The following is a 15,960-nucleotide window of genomic DNA, read 5'->3' as shown; positions in this document are numbered from 1 at the left end:
CAAACTGTGGGCGAGAACGAGAACATCGAGTGCTGGCTGACGGACATGGACGGCGTGCTGGTCCATGAGAACCAGGCGATTCCCGGCGCCGCGGAGATGATCAACCGCTGGGTGGACACCTCCAAGCGGTTCCTCGTGCTGACCAACAACTCGATCTACACGCCCCGGGACCTTGCGGCGCGGCTGCACGCCTCCGGGCTGGACGTTCCGGAGGAGAACCTCTGGACCTCCGCCCTGGCCACCGCCGAGTTCCTGAAGAACCAGCTCAAGGGCTCCAGCACACCGGGCCGCGCCTTCGTCATCGGTGAAGCGGGACTTACGACGGCGCTGCATGAGGCAGGGCTGATCCTCACCGACACCAATCCGGACTACGTGGTGCTGGGCGAAACCCGCACCTATTCCTTTGGCACCATCACCAAGGCCATCCGGCTGATTCTGGACGGCGCGCGGTTTATCGCCACCAATCCGGACGTCACGGGGCCGTCCCCGGAAGGTCCGCTGCCGGCTACCGGCGCCGTCGCCGCCCTGATCACTGCGGCCACCAACCGGGAACCCTACATTGTGGGCAAGCCGAACCCGATGATGTTCCGCTCGGCCATGAACAAGATTGATGCCCACTCGGAAACCACCGGCATGATCGGGGACCGGATGGACACGGACATCATCGCCGGCATCGAGGCCGGGCTGACCACGGTCCTGGTGCTCACCGGCAGCACGCAGCGGGAGGACATTCCCCGCTACTCCTTCCGGCCCACCCAGATCCTCGATTCCGTCGCGGACCTGATCAAAACCGTCTAGCCTGCCGGCCTAGAACGGTTTCTTGTTTCCTCCGCCGCCCACGGCCGGCAGCGGCACGTAGGTGTCCAGCACCTCATCCACCACCCGCTGGTAGACCAGCGGGTTCCACTGCGGGCTGGCGTGCGCCGGCCTGGCGTCTTCGGTGATGAGGGAGTTGGAGACCATGTTCTCCGGGAACACCTCGGTCCAGCGGGCGCGGGCGGTGTAGTAGTTCACGGTCTCGTCGTTGGGGTTTCCAATGAACGCCAGCTCGGCGTCCCCGATCGCACCGGCGTAGGCAGCGGCGTCGTAATGGTAGATGTAGGAGGACTCAGACTGGATCAGGGTGCTCGACGGCGCCAGCGGGGAGAGCTGTTCCAGCGTCTGGTCCACAACCGTGCCCCAGCTGCGCTCGTCCTTGTGCAGGATCCGCTCCCCCAGCTCATAACCGCCGCGCAGTGCGCTGGGAATCCGGTAGCCGGCCTCATAAAGCAGCACGACGCCGCGGATCATGTTCTGGTCCAGGACGTCGAACCGTCCGGCCGGGCTGGAGTCCAGGATGATCACTTCCACCTGCACGCCGCGGGCCAGCAGCCGTGCGGCCATTTCCACGGCCACCATGCCGCCGAAGCTGTGGCCGTAGAAGTAGACGCGGTTGAGCCGGCGGGTGCGGATATGCCGGAACACCTCGGCTTCGAGCGTGTCCATGTCCAGGCCCTTGTTGGAGTACCCCACCGCAGCCATCTGCCCGCGCCGGGCCAGCGCCGGGCGCAGTGAATTTACAATCCAGACTGCTTCTTCCCAGCTGGTCTTGTACCCCGGGAACATAAACCACATGGCGCGCGGGAAGCGGGAGGCCGCCTCGTCGTCGCGCACCGTCAGGATCTCCAGCTCCTCACGCTGCTCCTGGATCAGGCGCGTGACAAAGAGGTCTGCGGCCAGCGTCAGGCCCGCAGCGGCTCCCACCAGGAACCGCCGCCGGGAAAAGCGGCCCAGGCTCTCCGCATAGCGGAGGACCTTTGCTGGGTCATCGCTCATGGGCTCCGCAACCGGTGGTGCTTAGTCGAGCCCGAGCTCGTCCTTGCCGAACGCGAACAGGTACGGCACGCCGGCTTCGGCTTCAATGCGTTCCTTGGCACCGGTGTCCCGGTCCACGATCACCGCGACGGCCACAACATTGCCGCCCGCGTTCCGCACGCCCTCTACAGCGGTCAGTGCCGAGCCGCCGGTGGTGGAAGTGTCTTCCAGGACAACGACGTCGCGGCCCGCGACGTCGGGACCTTCCACCTGGCGGCCCATGCCGTAGGACTTCTGGGCCTTGCGGACCACAAACGCGTCCACGGTTCCGCCGCTGCGGGCCGAAGCGTTCATAACGGCAGTGGCGACCGGGTCCGCGCCCATGGTCAGCCCGCCGGCGCTGGCGAACTCAATGCCGGCGGATTCGATCATGTCCAGCATGACCTCGCCGACCAGCTGCGAAGCTTCGTGGTGCAGGGTGATGCGGCGCAGGTCAATGTAGTAATCGGCTTCCTTGCCGGACGAAAGAATTACCTTTCCACGCACCACCGCCAGCTCCTTGATCAGTTCCAGGAGGCGGGCACGGGACGCGGTGATCTGCGGGGAAGTCATGCCCCAATCCTATCCGAGCACCCCCTTGCAGCCCTTCGGGACGGGAGGGCACCGCGTCACAGAACGCGCGGCCTCTGCCCGTGGAAACTGCGCGTTGTATAGGCTGAACGCCATGCGCGAACTTCAAGCCGAAATCATTGCCGAAATGGGTGTGCACCCCGCCATTGATCCGGAAGCGGAGATCCGGCGCCGGGTGGACTTCCTCAAGGACTACCTGCACACCGCCCATGCAAAGGGGTTTGTGCTGGGCATCAGCGGCGGCGTGGACTCCACGCTCGCAGGCCGCCTGGCCCAGCTCGCCGTGGACGAACTGAACGCCGAGGGCACGGACGCAAACTTCATAGCCCTGCGCCTGCCGTACCGGGTCCAGCACGACGAGGACGACGCCCAGGCCGCGCTGGAGTTCATCCAGCCGAAGACCTCATGGACCTACAACATCGGCGACGCCGTTGACGGGTTCGAGAAGGCCTACGCCGCCATGGAAACCGGCACCCTAAGCGACTTCAACAAGGGCAACATTAAGGCCCGGGTACGGATGACCGCCCAGTACGCCGTCGGCGGGGAACACAACCTGCTGGTCATCGGCACGGACCACGGCGCCGAATCCGTGACCGGCTTCTTCACCAAGTACGGCGACGGCGGCGCAGACATCCTGCCGCTGTTCGGCCTCAACAAGCGCCAGGTCCGCTCCCTGCTCAGCGCACTGGGAGCCTCCGACAAGCTCGTCGGCAAGGCACCGACGGCTGACCTGCTCGACGGCGTTCCCGGCCAGACGGACGAAACCGAACTGGGCATCACCTATGACCAGATCGACGACTACCTCGAAGGCCGCGACGTCTCCGACGAAGCGGCGGAGAAGATCGAGAAGCGGTACCTGATGACGAGGCACAAGCGGACTACTCCGGTTTCGATTCTTGATTCGTGGTGGAAGTAGTTCTTCGCTGGGTGGGGCAGGGTCCCGGAACGGCGGCAACGAAACTCCTTCGCTCGCAGAGCTCGCTTCGGAGTATTAAAGCCGCCTAACCCGGGACCCGCCCGCCAGCGATTGGGTAGGTGGCAGGGGGCGAGCCCCTAACCCGGGACCCGCCCGCCGGCGGTTGGGCAGGTGGAGCGTGCCCGGCTCGGCCGGACCCGATGCGCCGACCACCGTTGCCACTCCTCGTTACGGCTGTGGCTGGTGTGACCTCAGCAGGTAACAGGTGCAACAGAGCGTGGGAAGGGCGGTTGAGTCAGGCGGTTGGAACTGATTCCAGGCCCACCGCAAACTCAGCACCGGTGTTATTCCGCAGCTCATCGAGGTCTTGACCGGGAGCCAGGCGGCGGAGGATCAGGGCGCCGTCGACGACGTCGAAAACTGCACGGTCGGTGATGATGCGGTCCACAACGCCGACGCCGGTCAGGGGCAGGTCGCAGGAGCGGACGATCTTTGGAGTACCGTCCTTGGCGACGTGATCGGTGATCACAATGACGCGCGGGGTGCCTGCCACCAGGTCCATGGCGCCGCCCATGCCTTTGACGAGTCTGCCCGGAATGGTCCAGTTCGCCAGGTCTCCGGAGGATGAGACCTGAAGCGCACCAAGAACCGCGGTCTGTACGTGGCCGCCGCGGATCATGCCGAAGGACGTGGCCGAATCGAAGAAGCTGCCGCCGGGAAGCACCGTGACGGTCTGTTTGCCGGCGTTGATCAGGTCGGCGTCTTCCTCTCCCTCATAAGGGAAGGGGCCCATGCCCAGGAGCCCGTTTTCGCTCTGCAGGAAGACGTTCACTCCCGGCGGCAGGTGGTTCGCCACCAGCGTGGGAATGCCGATGCCCAGGTTGACGTACTGGCCGTCTTCAAGCTCTGCTGCGGCAATGGCCGCCATTTCATCCCGCGTCCACATGGTCTTAGGCCTCCACCCGGACCCGCACGGTCCGCTGCTCGATGTGCTTTTCAGTGTTTTCTGCTCTCACCACTCGCTGGACGAAGATTCCTGGAGTGTGGATCCGTTCCGGGTCCAGGAAACCGGTGCTGATTTCCTCGGCCTCGGCGATCGTCATCCGGCCTGCCGCCGCTACCAGCGGGTTGAAGTTCTGTGCCGTCATCCGGTACCGCAAATTGCCTTCAGCGTCCGCCACGTGGGCACGGACAAGGGCAATGTCGGCGACGATGCCGCGCTCCAGAATGGCGCGCTGCCCGTCGAAGACTGCCTCGGGTTTTCCTTCTGCCACCGGAGTGCCCACTCCGGTGGGAGTGTAGAAGGCCGGAATCCCCGCTCCGCCGGCACGCAGCCGTTCGGCCAGGGTTCCCTGCGGAACGAACTCCACCTCCAGGTCCCCGGACAAATACTGTTCGGCGAACAGCTTGTTCTCACCGACGTAGGAACCCAGCACCTTCGAAACCTGCCTGTTCTCCAGCAGGAGTCCCAGTCCCTTGCCGTCCACGCCCATGTTGTTGGAAACAATCGTCAAACCGGTGGCTCCGCTGTCCCGCAATGCGGTAATTAGGTTGACCGGGATCCCGCTCAGGCCGAACCCGCCAACGGCAACGGTCATGCCGTCCTGAACGGTCTCCGCAAGGGCTTCGCCGGCGCTGCCCAGTATCTTGTTCCCCATCAGCAGGCTCCTATGCTCATAATGTGGACTTGCTAGTGTCTGGTTCCCGAGGCTAGGTACCGGCCCGTGTGCGGTCAATCAACACGGTCAAAGTGTTCGGATGATGGCCTGCGCTCCGAAATGCGTTCATAATGTGGACATGATTGAAGGGGTAAAGGGGGCCCAGGTTGTCCATCGGCTTGCCGGTGTTCTGCGGACGGTGAGCGCGGCGATGCCGCACGGAATTGCCACCAGCGACGTCGCGAGGGCTGCGTCCCTGCCCCGGCCGACTGCCCACCGCCTGCTTTCCTCGCTGGCTGCCGAGGGGTTCCTGGACCACGACGCCAGTTCCGGGCGCTGGCTGCTGGGTCCTGAGCTCTACCTCATGGGTTCAGTGGCCGCCGAACGGTACGACATTTCCACCCTGGCCCGGGAACACGTCCGGGCCCTGGCCGAAGCCACGGGTGAGAGTGCATTCTTCTCGGTCCGCCGCGGAAATGAGACCGTCTGCCTGCTGCGTGAGGACGGCGCGTTCCCCATCCGCTCGTTTGTCCTTCACGAAGGCAAGCGTTTTCCGCTCGGCGTCGCCTCCGCAGGCCTGGCGATCCTGTCGTTCCTCCCGGAAAGCACGGTGGAGAGCTACCTTGCCTCGGCCAACCTCTTTGCCGAATATGGCGAGGGCCATGATCCGGACTCGGTCCGGGCCCGCATCCGCGAAACCCGCACCCTGGGCTACGCCGTTAATCCGGGCCTGATCGTCACCGGAAGCTGGGGAATGGGTGCAGCCGTCTTTGACCCTTCGGACCAGCCTGCCTGGGCCCTGAGCCTGACCGGCATAGCTCCCCGTTTCGCTCCTGAGCGCCGTCCCGATCTGGGCCGCCTCCTCCTCCACCACGCCCACGAACTCTCCAAGAAACTCCGCCCTTCTCCGACCCGGTAGCCCGTTCCCTGCCACCCTGCCCTTTGGAACTTCCCTGCACTTTGGGACGAGCAGAGAGCAGGGTGTGCCTCCACTTTGGGACTTCCCTGCCGGTTCGGGACACCCCGGAAGCACGGTTTTCCTCCACATTGGGACTTCCCTGCCAGTTTGGTACTTTCCTGCGCGGCGCCACGGCAGGAAAGTGCCAAACCGGATGGATTGTCCCAAATCGGAGCGATTCCAGCCCGATTCACGCAGCTCTGCTGAACTGCTCCCCTCAGCGCCGATCCTGCCTCGCACTATTACCCCTCCGATCAGCCGGCCGGAGAGGCTTCCGCTCCCCCGTCTGATGCACGCGCCCGGCAGGTGAGGTCCGGGCGCAACGGCCCGCCGGATGAGCCAGCTTAGGCGGCTAATCAAAGGCATCCCCGCCGCCGGTTCCCGCCGGATCTGCCGGGCAGGTGAGGTGCCTGCGCAACGGTCCGCCGGACGGGCCGGGTTAGGCGGCTTTAATACTCCAAGCGAGCTCTGCGAGCGCAGGAGTTTCGTTGCCGCCGTTCCGGGCCGCCCGGCGGACACCCGCGGACCATCTGCGGGCCAGCCGCCCGGAAGACCCACCAAGGAGCCACGCTGGAACGTAGGCCCCTCTTGCGCGGATTGGGTAACGTAGCAAGGGTGAAGATTGCTACTTGGAACGTGAACTCAATTCGTGCCCGTGCCGACCGCGTTGAGGCCTGGCTGCAGCGCTCTGACGTTGATGTCCTGGCTATCCAGGAGACCAAAGCCAAGGATGACAACTTCCCGTGGGAGATGTTCGAGTTCAACGGCTACGAAGTGGCGCACTTCGGGCTGAGCCAGTGGAACGGCGTCGCCATCGCGTCGCGGGTGGGCCTCGACGACGTCGAGCGCACCTTCCCGGGCCAGCCGCATTTCGGCAAGACCGAGGAGACCACCGCCGCCGAGGCCCGGGCCATCGGCGCCACCTGCGGCGGTGTGCGGATCTGGAGCCTTTACGTTCCCAACGGCCGTGCCGTCGATGACCCGCACATGCCGTACAAGCTTGAGTGGCTGAAGGTCCTCCGCGACCAGGCGTCCTCCTGGATCGAGGCTGATCCCAACCTGAATCTGGCCCTGATGGGCGACTGGAACATTGCTCCCCGCGACGAGGACGTCTGGGACATCGACTGGTTCCGCGCCCAGAATGCCACCCACATCACTGAACCCGAGCGGGCTGCCTTCCAGGCGTTCCTGGACTCCGGCTTCCAGGACCTGTCCCGCCCCTACACCGAGGGTCCGGGCGTCTACACCTACTGGGACTACACGCAGCTTCGCTTCCCGAAGAAGCAGGGCATGCGCATCGACTTCGCTCTGGGCTCCCCCGCCCTGGCGGCCCGGGTTACCGGCGCCAGCATCGACCGGGAAGAACGCAAGGGCAAGGGCGCTTCGGACCACGCTCCCGTGATTGTGGAACTGGACTAGGCATGGCCGGGACACCGGAGGCTACCGTGGGGCGGACGTTCCCGTACGTGTCCTACCTGCGCGCCTACGAACCGCTGGATGCCTTCGACGACGCCCAGCAGCTCCGCATCCTGAACCAGCGTTCACGCGCCCGCCACGAGACAGAGGTGCTGGAACGCAGCGACGCCGTCCGGCGGCTGGTGCGCGCCGTTTCCGACCCGTTCCCGCACAATTCCACGGACCTGGTCCGGGTGCTGCACCATCCCGGCCCGGACGGCACCACCACACGCCTGTACTGCCCCAACCAGCTCGCGGTCCGGACGTCCCTGGCAGCTGAGTCGCTGGGCGAAACCGTCCACGGACCGCTGGTGGATGTGCTGCTGCCGGAGGTGGCGCGGGAAGCGCACGCTGCCCGGATTGACCCGGATTCCTTCGCTGATTCCCTGGCGAAGCTGCACACCCGTTCGGCCACCTGGGGTGTGCCTTTCGGCTGGTTCGTGCTGATGCATGAGGATGACCAGACCGAGGTCGTGGAGGAGGACGGCCGGGTGCTCACCGTCCGGCTCTCCGCTCCGGTGCAGCAGTGCATTGAACGCGCCCGCCACGCTGCGGCGGCGCTGGCCCTGGCCGCCCCCGAGCTGGATCTGCTGGACGAGCTGACGGACCTCGTGGCGTGGATGGAGGTCTTCTCCCCCGCCGCCGTGCTGGAGCTGGACTACGGTCCCGTGGCGGAGCTGGTGTACCCGGACGATTCCCCGTCCGACGTGCGGCTGGGCATCGAATCGCTGGCCGACAATGACATGACCGGCGCCGCAGCAGCCTACCGGCGGCTGGCCGGCCGCTGGATCCCCATCCGCCAGCTCGCCCGCGCTTCCTGAGACCGGGTGCGGCTGCAAAAGCAGCTGGACCCCATAGGACCGGTCAGCGGACCCTTTCTTCCCGGCCCAGCCGGTAGCGCCGGCCCGCTTCGATGCTGATCAGCACGGTTGAGCTGCGGCCCAGCGCCGCGTCCAGGGCGTCGATGAGGCTGGTGGCATCGGCGGCCACGAGGTGCGGTGCCGCTCCCTGCCGCGGCACGATCCGCACGCGCAGCCCGTTGCCGTCCTGCAGTTCCCACGTGCTGACTCCCACCGATGTCACGTCAGGATCCTTCAGCAGGGCCTCGCGCAGGGCCTGTTCCGGCACCGCGCCGCTGACGGCAATCCGCCCCGGCGCGCCGTCGTCGTCGTATTCGGCAACCAGTGTGTCCGCCCGCCCGCGTCCCTGAGCGGCTATCCAGAGCACCAGGAGCACAATAATGACGATCATGGCCAGGGCCAGCGCGGGCCAGAGCCAGCTCTGGCTCTGGCCTGGAATGGCGGTGCCGCTGAGCAGCCGCCGGAGTCCCCCGGTAAGGGCCGGGGCAGTATCCTGCCACCAGCGGGCGGCAGCCGGGTAAGCACTGAGCAGCACCAGTCCGGCGCCCAGGGCGAGCAGCAGCAGGCCGCCGAGCCCCAGGAGCAGGCGGTTCACGGAGCGCGGGGTGCGGTTCACTGTCCGATCGCCCCCACGGTAGATACGAGTACGGTCACGGCCGGCTGCGACTGGAGTCCGGTGAGCGCCAGCTCATCCTCCACGGCGTCACGCACGGCCTCTGAATCCACGGGAATTCCGGATGTGGGGCGGACCCTCACTTCAACCCGCGTCCGGCCGACGGTCACCAGCACCTGGCTGGAGGTGACGCCGGCGGTCAGACGGGCGCGGCGGGCCAGGGAGGAGGCCAGAACTTCAGCATCAACCACGACGGCGGCACGCGGGTTGGGGATGGCGTAGCGGGCACGGCGGCCGGGGAGCACCGCCATCAGGAAAAACCAGAGGCCGGCCAGGAAGATCAGGGCACCGGCGAGCCCCAGAACCAGCGGGTCGGCGTCGCCCGGCAGCCCGGCGAGCCAGTGGGCGAAGGTGGGCGGGTCTATCAGCCATTCGTCCTGTCCCAGGGACTGCAGCACTGACTCAAGCAGGACATACAGGCAGAACAGAATACCGACGACGGCGGCGATCACTGCCGGGGCGGTCCGTGCGGCATGGGTTTCCCGCCGGACGATCCGGCCGGTGGAGCCCTCGGTGGGCGGAGCAGCGGTGGTGTCGGTCATTTCACCCGGCTCCCTTCCTGCACGCGGATGCCGGTCACCCGGATGTCCACGAGGGAGAGAATTGAACCGGTGAGATAGGTGATCCGCTGCAGCAGCGCCGGTTTCGCGGCATGCACCCGGTCCCAGACGGATCCGCCGGTGCGCTCCACCAGGCCCGGGTCCTTCACCACGGCACCCAGCGGCGGCATGGTGACCGGCAGCGCCAGGGACAGGGCCAGCAGGCCCTGGTCATCGCTCCAGACAACGCGGATCGCCGAGGCCGGAACACCAAAGTGTTCCGCAGCCACGGCTTGGGCAGTGCTGGTCAGCGCCTGGGTGCTGATCCGGTTGTGCCCGGCCAGCGGCGCAGCAGAGCGGGGTTTGGTTTCCCCCGGCACAACAGCAGTGCTCATGAGGACGAACGGCGCCCGGTGAGGGCGTCCCGCACGCTGCGGAAATCGACCTTGCCCTCAGCGGCCCGGCCGAAGAAGGCTCCAACCGCGATGAACAGGGCCATCAGCAGGAAACCCCAGAAATCAAAAAGAAGGGCGGTGAAAGCCAGCACGGCACCCACAGCCATACCCACCACGGTCGGTTTCATTGTTCCTGCCTTACTTTCAGTCCCGCGCGGGACCGGATAAGCGTTGGTTGATCCTTCAAAGCCCGGAAAATTCCGCATTTCAGTCCTGGACCGTGCCCGGCTGCCGTTTGACCGCACGGGGATCCAGCGCGTCGGGGATGTGCACATCCGCCACCGACACGTTGACTTCCACCACGTTCAGGCCCACCAGATCTTCGACAGCGGAATACACGGCGGAGCGGACGGAGTCGGCAAGACCGGTAAGCGGAATGCCGTAATCAGCTACCAGAGTGACGTCAACGGCAGCCTCGGTTTCACCAACTTCGACGTTCACACCCGCAGTGGCACTGCTGTCGGAGCCGGCGACGGCGTCGCGTACCGCTCCCAGGGTCCGGCCGGCACCGGTGCCAAGCGAGTGGACCCCGGGAACTGCCCGCGCAGCAATGGCGGCAACCTTTGCCACTGCCTGTTCGGCGATGGAGGTGCGTCCGCCGGGTTCATTCCCGGAACTGGAGGCGCCCGCCGGCGGAGGAACGGCAGGCCCCGGCGGCACGTGAGGCGCTGCCGGAACTGCGGTATTCGGTTTGGGACCGGGACCCGGCGGCGGGGAGACCGGACCCGGACCGGCCGGCGTCGGGCTCACTGGCTGGTTTCCGGCAGCGGCAGGACCGTTTCCCGGAGTGATCTGGGCATCTTCCATAAGAGCCAAGCCTAGCCCCTCACCTGCTCCGTTGGGCAGGGAGCCTTCAGCTCATCCGGACGCGGCGGCCGGTCACCTGGGTTGGATCGATGCCCACGAACATGTTCCGCTGCCCGCCGCCGTAGGGCGCAGTGCTGCGCATCCCCCACAGCTTGGTCAGCAGCGACTCGTCTTTGACGGCATTCGCGCGCCCGCTGACCAGGACGGACCAGCCGGACATGGCCTCGCCGTCGTGCGAGTCCACCTGGAAAGACGTATTCAGATCCCCCGGCAGCAGCGCCAGCCCGCTATCCTCGCTGGTCCGGAAATAAAGCGACTTATCATGCACCAGGTAGTTCACGGGAAAGACCAGCAGCCTCCCGTCCTGCAGGAAGGCGATCCTCCCGGTTTCCTGGCCACCCAGCAGGGACCAGCACTGAGCTTCGCTTAGCTCCTCGTTCTCATGCGGGCTCACGGAGTCCCACTGGAACGCTTCACTGTTTGGAATCATCTTTGACCTCCATAGGGTTCGACCGCTCAAGTGAACCGTCCCGTGACGGTGAAGGAAAGGGTGAACGGTGTTCCGGGGTCCCGGACGAGGCCAAATGCACGCAGACAGAAAGAAACCCCGCACTCACTGAGTACGGGGTTTCTTAGCTGGTGGCTCCGACCGGCGTCGATCCGGTGACCTTTCGATTTTCAGTCGAACGCTCTACCAACTGAGCTACAGAGCCGGGCATCATCGAAAGATGATCACCGAGATCTTCCAAATCGCTTCAGAAAATCTGAGCGACCCTGACGGGACTTGAACCCGCGACCTCCGCCGTGACAGGGCGGCGCGCTAACCAACTGCGCTACAGGGCCTTGCTTTTCACGAGTGTAAACTCTACCAGCTTTTCAGCGGTTGAATTACCACTCTCGTGAGTACCCCCAACGGGATTCGAACCCGTGCCGCCGCCGTGAAAGGGCGGTGTCCTAGGCCGCTAGACGATGGGGGCTCAGAACACGCAGCGTTCAACTTGGCTGACTCCGAGGCTTCTCGGTTCCAGTCGTGTTTCCCGGCTGCGGACCTATAAAACTATAGGGCCTACTGACGGGATTTCCAAAATCGGGTTTCACAGGCCCCCGGCTAGAGTGGAAATGTGCCGATCGAGATGAGCCCCGATGACTTCGAAGCCGCCGTCGACGACGCCCTGAACTCCATTCCGGAGGACCTGGCCAAGGCGATGAACAACGTGGCGGTCTTCGTTGAGGACGAGTACGTTCCGGGCCCGCACGAGGACCCGGGGACGGAGCTGCTGGGCCTGTATGACGGTACGCCCCTGACTGAGCGGGACTCCTGGTGGGGAGCAGGTTCACTGCCGGACCGGATCGTCATCTTCAGCGGACCGCTGATGCGCATGTGCGACAGCCGCGATGAGCTGGTCGATGAAATCCGGATCACCGTTATCCATGAGGTGGCCCACCACTTCGGGATCGACGACGCCCGGCTTCATGAACTGGGCTGGGGCTAGCCTGTAATTATGGGTGATCATTCCGGCCACAGCCACGGGCTGCCGTCAGGCACCGCCACCGGCAGGCACCGCCGCAAGCTGCTGGCTGTTTTCCTCATCACCATCTCGGTGGTCGTCATTCAGGCGGCCGGCGCACTGATCTCCGGGTCGCTGGCACTGCTGGCGGACGCCGGGCACATGCTCTCGGATGCGGCGGGGGTTTCGATTGCCCTGCTGGCTGCCTGGATAGCAGGCCGGCCCGCGACGTCGAAACGCACCTACGGCTACCAGAGGGCGGAAGTCCTCGCGGCCCTGGCCAACGCGGTGCTGCTGATTGTGATTGCAGTTGTCATCTTCACGGAAGCCGTCCGCCGGATCGGTGACGCTCCGGAAGTCCACACCGGGATCATGCTGTTCGCCGCGGTCATCGGCGGACTGGCAAACCTGGTGTCCCTGCTGATCCTGCGCTCGGGCCGCAAGGAAAGCCTGAACGTACGCGGGGCGTATCTGGAGGTGCTGGGCGACCTGCTGGGCTCGGCCGCTGTGGTGGTGTCCGCCGTCGTCATCATCCTGACCGGCTACCAGCAGGCGGATGTGTGGGCCTCGTTCCTGATCGCCGCGATGATCCTGCCGCGGGCGTGGTCGCTTCTCCGGGAAGTAATCGACGTGCTCCTGGAAGCAACGCCGCAGGGGGTGGACGTCGAAATGATCCGGGAGCACATTGTCCGCGTGGACGGCGTGCAGGACGCCCATGACATCCACATCTGGACCATCACTTCCGGGGTGCCGGTCTTCTCCGCCCACGTGGTTGTGGATGAGGAGTTCCTCACACCGCACGGAATGGACACCATCCTGGACCGGCTTTCGAACTGCCTCTCCAGCCACTTCGACACGGAGCACTGCACCTTCCAGCTCGAGCCGGAGCGGCATGCCGTCCACGAGGGTGAACGGCATGCCTGAGTCCTGCTCCTACTCTTCGGCCATCGGGCCAAACTTCGCCCGGTCAGCCAGACGCGGATCGTCGTAGTCCGGAACCACCATGACGGGGCCCTTGGCGTGGTGCAGCACGCTCTGGCTGGTTGAGCCCAGCAGCATACCGGCGAATCCGCCGCGGCCGCGGGTGCCAAGCACCACCAGTTCAACGTTTGCGGTGCGCCCCACCATAATTTCCGCCGGCGGCCCGTCCACGAGCTCCACGGACATCTCCACGTCCGGGAAGTGGCTCTGCAGCCAGTTCCGGCCAGCGTTGAGCTGCTCCATCAGTTCGGCGTGCAGTGCGTCAACGTCCAGCGGTGCAGGCACCCAGGCCAGCGATCCGCTGAACGGGGGCAGTGCGCAGACGATGCGCAGCGGCAGGCCGGTGCTGCGTGCCTGTTCGGCGGCCACCAGGGAGGCGGCACGGCCGTGTTCTGAGCCGTCAACGCCGACGACGATGGCCTGGTGCACATCGTCTGCCACCGGGGATCCTGCCGGAACGGACACACCGGCTTCGGGCAGCCGTCCGGCGGTCCGCAGCGGAACGATCACCGTGGGGCATTTGGCGTGGGCCGGAAGTGCACTCGAGACGGAGCCAAGGAGCCGCCCCACGAATCCGCCGCGGCCGCGGGAACCCACCACCATAAGATCCGCGTCCTCGGAGAGTTCCAGCAGGACTGCGGCAGCATCCCCGGTTTCAACCCGGGAGATGACCTCGAGACCATCGTGGGAGATGCGGGCCAGGGCCTTTTCCTGAACGGAGCGGGCACCGTCGCGGATCACGGCGTCATCAACTGCCGTGTAGCCGGCGTCCATGGACGACGCCGCGAAGATGGGAACGGTGTAGGCCGTCACTACGTGCAGCGGAACACGCCGCCGCCGGGCTTCCCTTGCAGCCCAGGTGAGGGCACAGATGCTCTGGTCCGAGCCATCCACACCGACCACGATTCCGGAGCGGAGCGGGTCCGCCTCAAACTCAGCATCGAACACAATCGGCTCCCTTCGGGTGCACACAGCCACCCTTGGCTGCGCTCCTATTGAAAGCCTACCCGCGAAGGTTCGCAGGCGGCGGTATCTATTTCGGCGCGACCTGCGCATTAAAAGCTCGGGGCACCGCAGGACTAATATCGAAACTGGTGCTTTCGCACATCCCCGAGCCACAACACTCACTCAGAGGAAAACAGTCATGCTCAAGCAAGGTTCAAGACTGGACCGGTATTTCGAAATCTCCAAGCGGGGCTCCACGGTTGCCACGGAGATCCGCGGAGGTCTGGCCACATTCTTCGCCATGAGCTACATCGTGGTCCTGAACCCGCTGATCCTCGGAGGAGAAGACGGTGCCGGCAACGTCCTGGGTGCCCCTGCCGTCGCCGCGGCCACGGCACTGGTGGCCGGCGTCCTGACCATCATCATGGGCGCGTGGGCCAAGCACCCGTTCGCCCTGGCCACCGGACTGGGCGTCAACGCGTTCGTCGCCGTCACCGTTGCCACGACCGATAACCTCACCTGGCCCGATGTGATGGGCCTGGTAGTCCTGGCCGGCATCACGATGCTTATCCTGGTGCTGACCGGGTTCCGGACAGCGGTCTTCAGGGCCGTTCCGGCGAGCCTCAAGACCGCCATCGTTGTGGGCATCGGCCTCTTCATCGCGCTGCTCGGATTCGTCAACGCCGGTTTTGTCCGCCGCGTCCCCGACGCCGCCGGCACCACTGTTCCTGTAGAGCTTGGCGCCGGCGGAGACTTGCTGGGCTGGCCGACTTTCGTGTTCGTTTTTGGCCTGATCCTCACCATCGTGCTCATGGCCCGCAAGGTCCGCGGCGCCATCCTCATTGGCATCCTGTCCTCCACGGCGCTGGCCGTCGTCATTGAAACCGTTGCCGCCCCCGGCAGCCAGGGCGCAGGCGTAGCAACCGGCTGGTCCCTGGTCACCCCGAGCATGCCGCAGTGGGGCGCCCCCGACCTTTCCCTGATCGGCAACTTCAACCTCTTCGGGTCCTTTGAGACGATGGGCATCATTGGCGCGTCACTGCTGGCCTTCGTGATCCTGCTCAGCATCTTCTTCGATGCGATGGGAACCATGGTGGGTCTCTCCACCGGGGCCGGAAGCATCGACAAGGACGGCAACATCCCCAACGTTGACCGCGTACTGCTTGTTGACGCAGCGGGCGCGATCGCCGGCGGCGGAGCCAGTGTCTCCTCCAACCAGCTGTTCGTTGAATCAGGCGCAGGCATCGGCGAAGGGGCCCGCACCGGTCTGGCATCGATCGTCACCGGCCTGCTGTTTATCGCAGCCATGTTCCTGACCCCGCTGATCTACCTGGTGCCGTTCGAAGCAGTGGCCCCGGCACTCGTCGTCGTCGGTTACCTGATGACCACCCAGGTGGCGAAGATCGACTGGTCGGACATCGGACTGGCCCTGCCGTCCTTCCTGACCATTGTGCTGATGCCCTTCACCTACTCGATCGCTAATGGCCTGGGTGCCGGTTTCGTCTCCTACGTGCTTATCCGCACGGTGCAGGGACGGGCCCGGGAAGTCCACCCGGTCATGTGGATTGTCGCCCTGGCATTCGCCGTCTTCTTCTGCGTCGGCCCGATCGAAGCTGCCCTGGGCGTCTAAACCCTTATCTCCGCAGCTGCATCAGGGAAGTGGCCCCCCCCGCCGGCGGGGGGCCGGCCCGTTTAAGGGGGGGGGGGTTACGCGGTTTGACCCGCGGGGGAGGCCGCGGGGCTAACCAGGGGTGACCGCCCCGAAGCCCCGCCCCATGGAA

19 protein-coding genes and 3 tRNA genes are annotated in these 15,960 nt (G+C 65.5%); 8 read left to right on the top strand and 14 right to left on the bottom strand.

The genetic code is table 11. The features are described 5' to 3' along the window. The first annotated feature begins 45 nt into the window (after positions 1-45). A complete protein-coding gene (locus ACWGQ2_RS10900; RefSeq protein ID WP_452017251.1) occupies positions 46-798 on the top strand; it encodes an HAD-IIA family hydrolase in 753 nt (250 codons plus the stop codon). A gap of 9 nt (positions 799-807) precedes the next feature. Here ACWGQ2_RS10900 and ACWGQ2_RS10895 read toward each other — a convergent pair whose 3' ends face one another. Further along, on the bottom strand, positions 808-1,815 hold the full coding sequence (locus ACWGQ2_RS10895; RefSeq protein WP_452017104.1) for an alpha/beta hydrolase: 1,008 nt from the start codon (positions 1,813-1,815) through the stop codon (positions 808-810). A 21-nt stretch (positions 1,816-1,836) separates the two neighbouring features. Continuing rightward, positions 1,837-2,406, bottom strand: a complete 570-nt coding sequence (gene pyrE / locus ACWGQ2_RS10890) for an orotate phosphoribosyltransferase (RefSeq protein WP_452017102.1) — start codon at positions 2,404-2,406, stop codon at positions 1,837-1,839. Positions 2,407-2,518: 112 nt separating this feature from the next. Here pyrE and nadE point away from each other — a divergent pair, with 112 nt between their 5' ends. Further along, entirely contained in the window at positions 2,519-3,340 is an 822-nt protein-coding gene (gene nadE / locus ACWGQ2_RS10885) for an ammonia-dependent NAD(+) synthetase (protein ID WP_452017100.1), read from the top strand. 295 nt (positions 3,341-3,635) lie between these two features. Here nadE and ACWGQ2_RS10880 read toward each other — a convergent pair whose 3' ends face one another. Both ACWGQ2_RS10880 and ACWGQ2_RS10875 read right to left on the bottom strand, forming a co-directional pair. After that, positions 3,636-4,286 (bottom strand): CoA transferase subunit B, encoded by a 651-nt coding sequence (locus tag ACWGQ2_RS10880; RefSeq protein WP_452017098.1) that lies wholly within the window; start codon positions 4,284-4,286, stop codon positions 3,636-3,638. 4 nt (positions 4,287-4,290) lie between these two features. Continuing rightward, positions 4,291-4,998 carry a CoA transferase subunit A gene (locus tag ACWGQ2_RS10875; RefSeq protein WP_452017096.1) on the bottom strand — a complete coding sequence of 236 codons (708 nt, stop codon included), beginning with the start codon at positions 4,996-4,998 and terminating at the stop codon, positions 4,291-4,293. A gap of 139 nt (positions 4,999-5,137) precedes the next feature. Between ACWGQ2_RS10875 and ACWGQ2_RS10870 the strand changes: the two genes are divergently transcribed. The 3 genes from ACWGQ2_RS10870 (at position 5,138) to ACWGQ2_RS10860 (ending at position 8,232) form a co-directional block, all read left to right on the top strand. Next, complete coding sequence (locus ACWGQ2_RS10870; protein WP_452017092.1) at positions 5,138-5,917, top strand: IclR family transcriptional regulator; 780 nt, start codon at positions 5,138-5,140, stop codon at positions 5,915-5,917. Positions 5,918-6,571: 654 nt separating this feature from the next. Beyond that, positions 6,572-7,375 (top strand): exodeoxyribonuclease III, encoded by an 804-nt coding sequence (locus ACWGQ2_RS10865; RefSeq protein ID WP_452017090.1) that lies wholly within the window; start codon positions 6,572-6,574, stop codon positions 7,373-7,375. Positions 7,376-7,377: 2 nt separating this feature from the next. Further along, positions 7,378-8,232, top strand: coding sequence for a hypothetical protein (locus ACWGQ2_RS10860; RefSeq protein WP_452017088.1), 855 nt, complete (start codon positions 7,378-7,380; stop codon positions 8,230-8,232). A gap of 43 nt (positions 8,233-8,275) precedes the next feature. Here ACWGQ2_RS10860 and ACWGQ2_RS10855 read toward each other — a convergent pair whose 3' ends face one another. The 9 genes from ACWGQ2_RS10855 to ACWGQ2_RS10815 form a co-directional block, all read right to left on the bottom strand. Next, positions 8,276-8,887, bottom strand: a complete 612-nt coding sequence (locus ACWGQ2_RS10855; protein ID WP_452017086.1) for a hypothetical protein — start codon at positions 8,885-8,887, stop codon at positions 8,276-8,278. After that, the gene (locus tag ACWGQ2_RS10850) at positions 8,884-9,486 is read right to left on the bottom strand and encodes a DUF6286 domain-containing protein (RefSeq protein ID WP_452017084.1); all 603 of its coding nucleotides are present in this window, start codon (positions 9,484-9,486) and stop codon (positions 8,884-8,886) included. Before ACWGQ2_RS10850 ends, ACWGQ2_RS10855 begins: the two co-directional genes overlap by 4 nt. Then, positions 9,483-9,878 (bottom strand): hypothetical protein, encoded by a 396-nt coding sequence (locus ACWGQ2_RS10845; RefSeq protein ID WP_452017082.1) that lies wholly within the window; start codon positions 9,876-9,878, stop codon positions 9,483-9,485. Before ACWGQ2_RS10845 ends, ACWGQ2_RS10850 begins: the two co-directional genes overlap by 4 nt. Beyond that, a complete protein-coding gene (locus ACWGQ2_RS10840; protein WP_152224870.1) occupies positions 9,875-10,066 on the bottom strand; it encodes a DUF2273 domain-containing protein in 192 nt (63 codons plus the stop codon). The genes ACWGQ2_RS10845 and ACWGQ2_RS10840 overlap by 4 nt, the downstream gene beginning before the upstream one ends. Positions 10,067-10,145: 79 nt before the next feature. Next, on the bottom strand, positions 10,146-10,598 hold the full coding sequence (locus ACWGQ2_RS10835) for an Asp23/Gls24 family envelope stress response protein (protein ID WP_452017249.1): 453 nt from the start codon (positions 10,596-10,598) through the stop codon (positions 10,146-10,148). Between the two features lie 193 nt (positions 10,599-10,791). Then, positions 10,792-11,235: a pyridoxamine 5'-phosphate oxidase family protein gene (locus ACWGQ2_RS10830; RefSeq protein WP_452017080.1), complete on the bottom strand. Its 444-nt coding sequence runs from the start codon at positions 11,233-11,235 to the stop codon at positions 10,792-10,794. Positions 11,236-11,382: 147 nt separating this feature from the next. Beyond that, positions 11,383-11,458 (bottom strand) — tRNA-Phe (locus tag ACWGQ2_RS10825). A gap of 56 nt (positions 11,459-11,514) precedes the next feature. Continuing rightward, a tRNA-Asp gene (locus ACWGQ2_RS10820) sits at positions 11,515-11,588 on the bottom strand. A 61-nt stretch (positions 11,589-11,649) separates the two neighbouring features. Next, positions 11,650-11,722: transfer RNA gene (locus ACWGQ2_RS10815), tRNA-Glu, on the bottom strand. 156 nt (positions 11,723-11,878) lie between these two features. On the opposite strand from ACWGQ2_RS10815, the gene ACWGQ2_RS10810 reads away from it, so the two are divergent. Further along, positions 11,879-12,238, top strand: coding sequence for a metallopeptidase family protein (locus ACWGQ2_RS10810; protein WP_452017247.1), 360 nt, complete (start codon positions 11,879-11,881; stop codon positions 12,236-12,238). Positions 12,239-12,247: 9 nt separating this feature from the next. Beyond that, a complete protein-coding gene (locus ACWGQ2_RS10805; protein WP_452017078.1) occupies positions 12,248-13,177 on the top strand; it encodes a cation diffusion facilitator family transporter in 930 nt (309 codons plus the stop codon). Between the two features lie 9 nt (positions 13,178-13,186). On the opposite strand, the gene ACWGQ2_RS10800 is transcribed toward ACWGQ2_RS10805, so the two are convergent. Further along, positions 13,187-14,182 carry a universal stress protein gene (locus ACWGQ2_RS10800; protein ID WP_452017076.1) on the bottom strand — a complete coding sequence of 332 codons (996 nt, stop codon included), beginning with the start codon at positions 14,180-14,182 and terminating at the stop codon, positions 13,187-13,189. A gap of 196 nt (positions 14,183-14,378) precedes the next feature. On the opposite strand from ACWGQ2_RS10800, the gene ACWGQ2_RS10795 reads away from it, so the two are divergent. After that, positions 14,379-15,809, top strand: coding sequence for an NCS2 family permease (locus ACWGQ2_RS10795; protein WP_452017074.1), 1,431 nt, complete (start codon positions 14,379-14,381; stop codon positions 15,807-15,809). Positions 15,810-15,960: the final 151 nt, after the last annotated feature.

The sequence above is a fragment of the Arthrobacter sp. NPDC055585 genome (genome assembly GCF_053619115.1).
The sequence above is the reverse complement of the archived record's forward strand: the minus strand, read 5'-3'. Positions and strand labels throughout refer to the sequence as shown.

Bases quoted from the DNA above. Each gene is read 5' to 3' on its own strand.
- ACWGQ2_RS10880 (WP_452017098.1), bottom strand. From the start codon at position 4,286: ATGTGGACGCGGGATGAAATGGCGGCCATTGCCGCAGCAGAGCTTGAA.
- ACWGQ2_RS10875 (WP_452017096.1), bottom strand. From the start codon at position 4,998: ATGGGGAACAAGATACTGGGCAGCGCCGGCGAAGCCCTTGCGGAGACC.
- ACWGQ2_RS10860 (WP_452017088.1), top strand. From the start codon at position 7,378: ATGGCCGGGACACCGGAGGCTACCGTGGGGCGGACGTTCCCGTACGTG.
- pyrE (WP_452017102.1), bottom strand. From the start codon at position 2,406: ATGACTTCCCCGCAGATCACCGCGTCCCGTGCCCGCCTCCTGGAACTG.
- nadE (WP_452017100.1), top strand. From the start codon at position 2,519: ATGCGCGAACTTCAAGCCGAAATCATTGCCGAAATGGGTGTGCACCCC.
- ACWGQ2_RS10805 (WP_452017078.1), top strand. From the start codon at position 12,248: ATGGGTGATCATTCCGGCCACAGCCACGGGCTGCCGTCAGGCACCGCC.
- ACWGQ2_RS10895 (WP_452017104.1), bottom strand. From the start codon at position 1,815: ATGAGCGATGACCCAGCAAAGGTCCTCCGCTATGCGGAGAGCCTGGGC.
- ACWGQ2_RS10830 (WP_452017080.1), bottom strand. From the start codon at position 11,235: ATGATTCCAAACAGTGAAGCGTTCCAGTGGGACTCCGTGAGCCCGCAT.
- ACWGQ2_RS10840 (WP_152224870.1), bottom strand. From the start codon at position 10,066: ATGAAACCGACCGTGGTGGGTATGGCTGTGGGTGCCGTGCTGGCTTTC.
- ACWGQ2_RS10850 (WP_452017084.1), bottom strand. From the start codon at position 9,486: ATGACCGACACCACCGCTGCTCCGCCCACCGAGGGCTCCACCGGCCGG.
- ACWGQ2_RS10810 (WP_452017247.1), top strand. From the start codon at position 11,879: ATGAGCCCCGATGACTTCGAAGCCGCCGTCGACGACGCCCTGAACTCC.
- ACWGQ2_RS10845 (WP_452017082.1), bottom strand. From the start codon at position 9,878: ATGAGCACTGCTGTTGTGCCGGGGGAAACCAAACCCCGCTCTGCTGCG.
- ACWGQ2_RS10900 (WP_452017251.1), top strand. From the start codon at position 46: ATGGACGGCGTGCTGGTCCATGAGAACCAGGCGATTCCCGGCGCCGCG.
- ACWGQ2_RS10795 (WP_452017074.1), top strand. From the start codon at position 14,379: ATGCTCAAGCAAGGTTCAAGACTGGACCGGTATTTCGAAATCTCCAAG.
- ACWGQ2_RS10870 (WP_452017092.1), top strand. From the start codon at position 5,138: ATGATTGAAGGGGTAAAGGGGGCCCAGGTTGTCCATCGGCTTGCCGGT.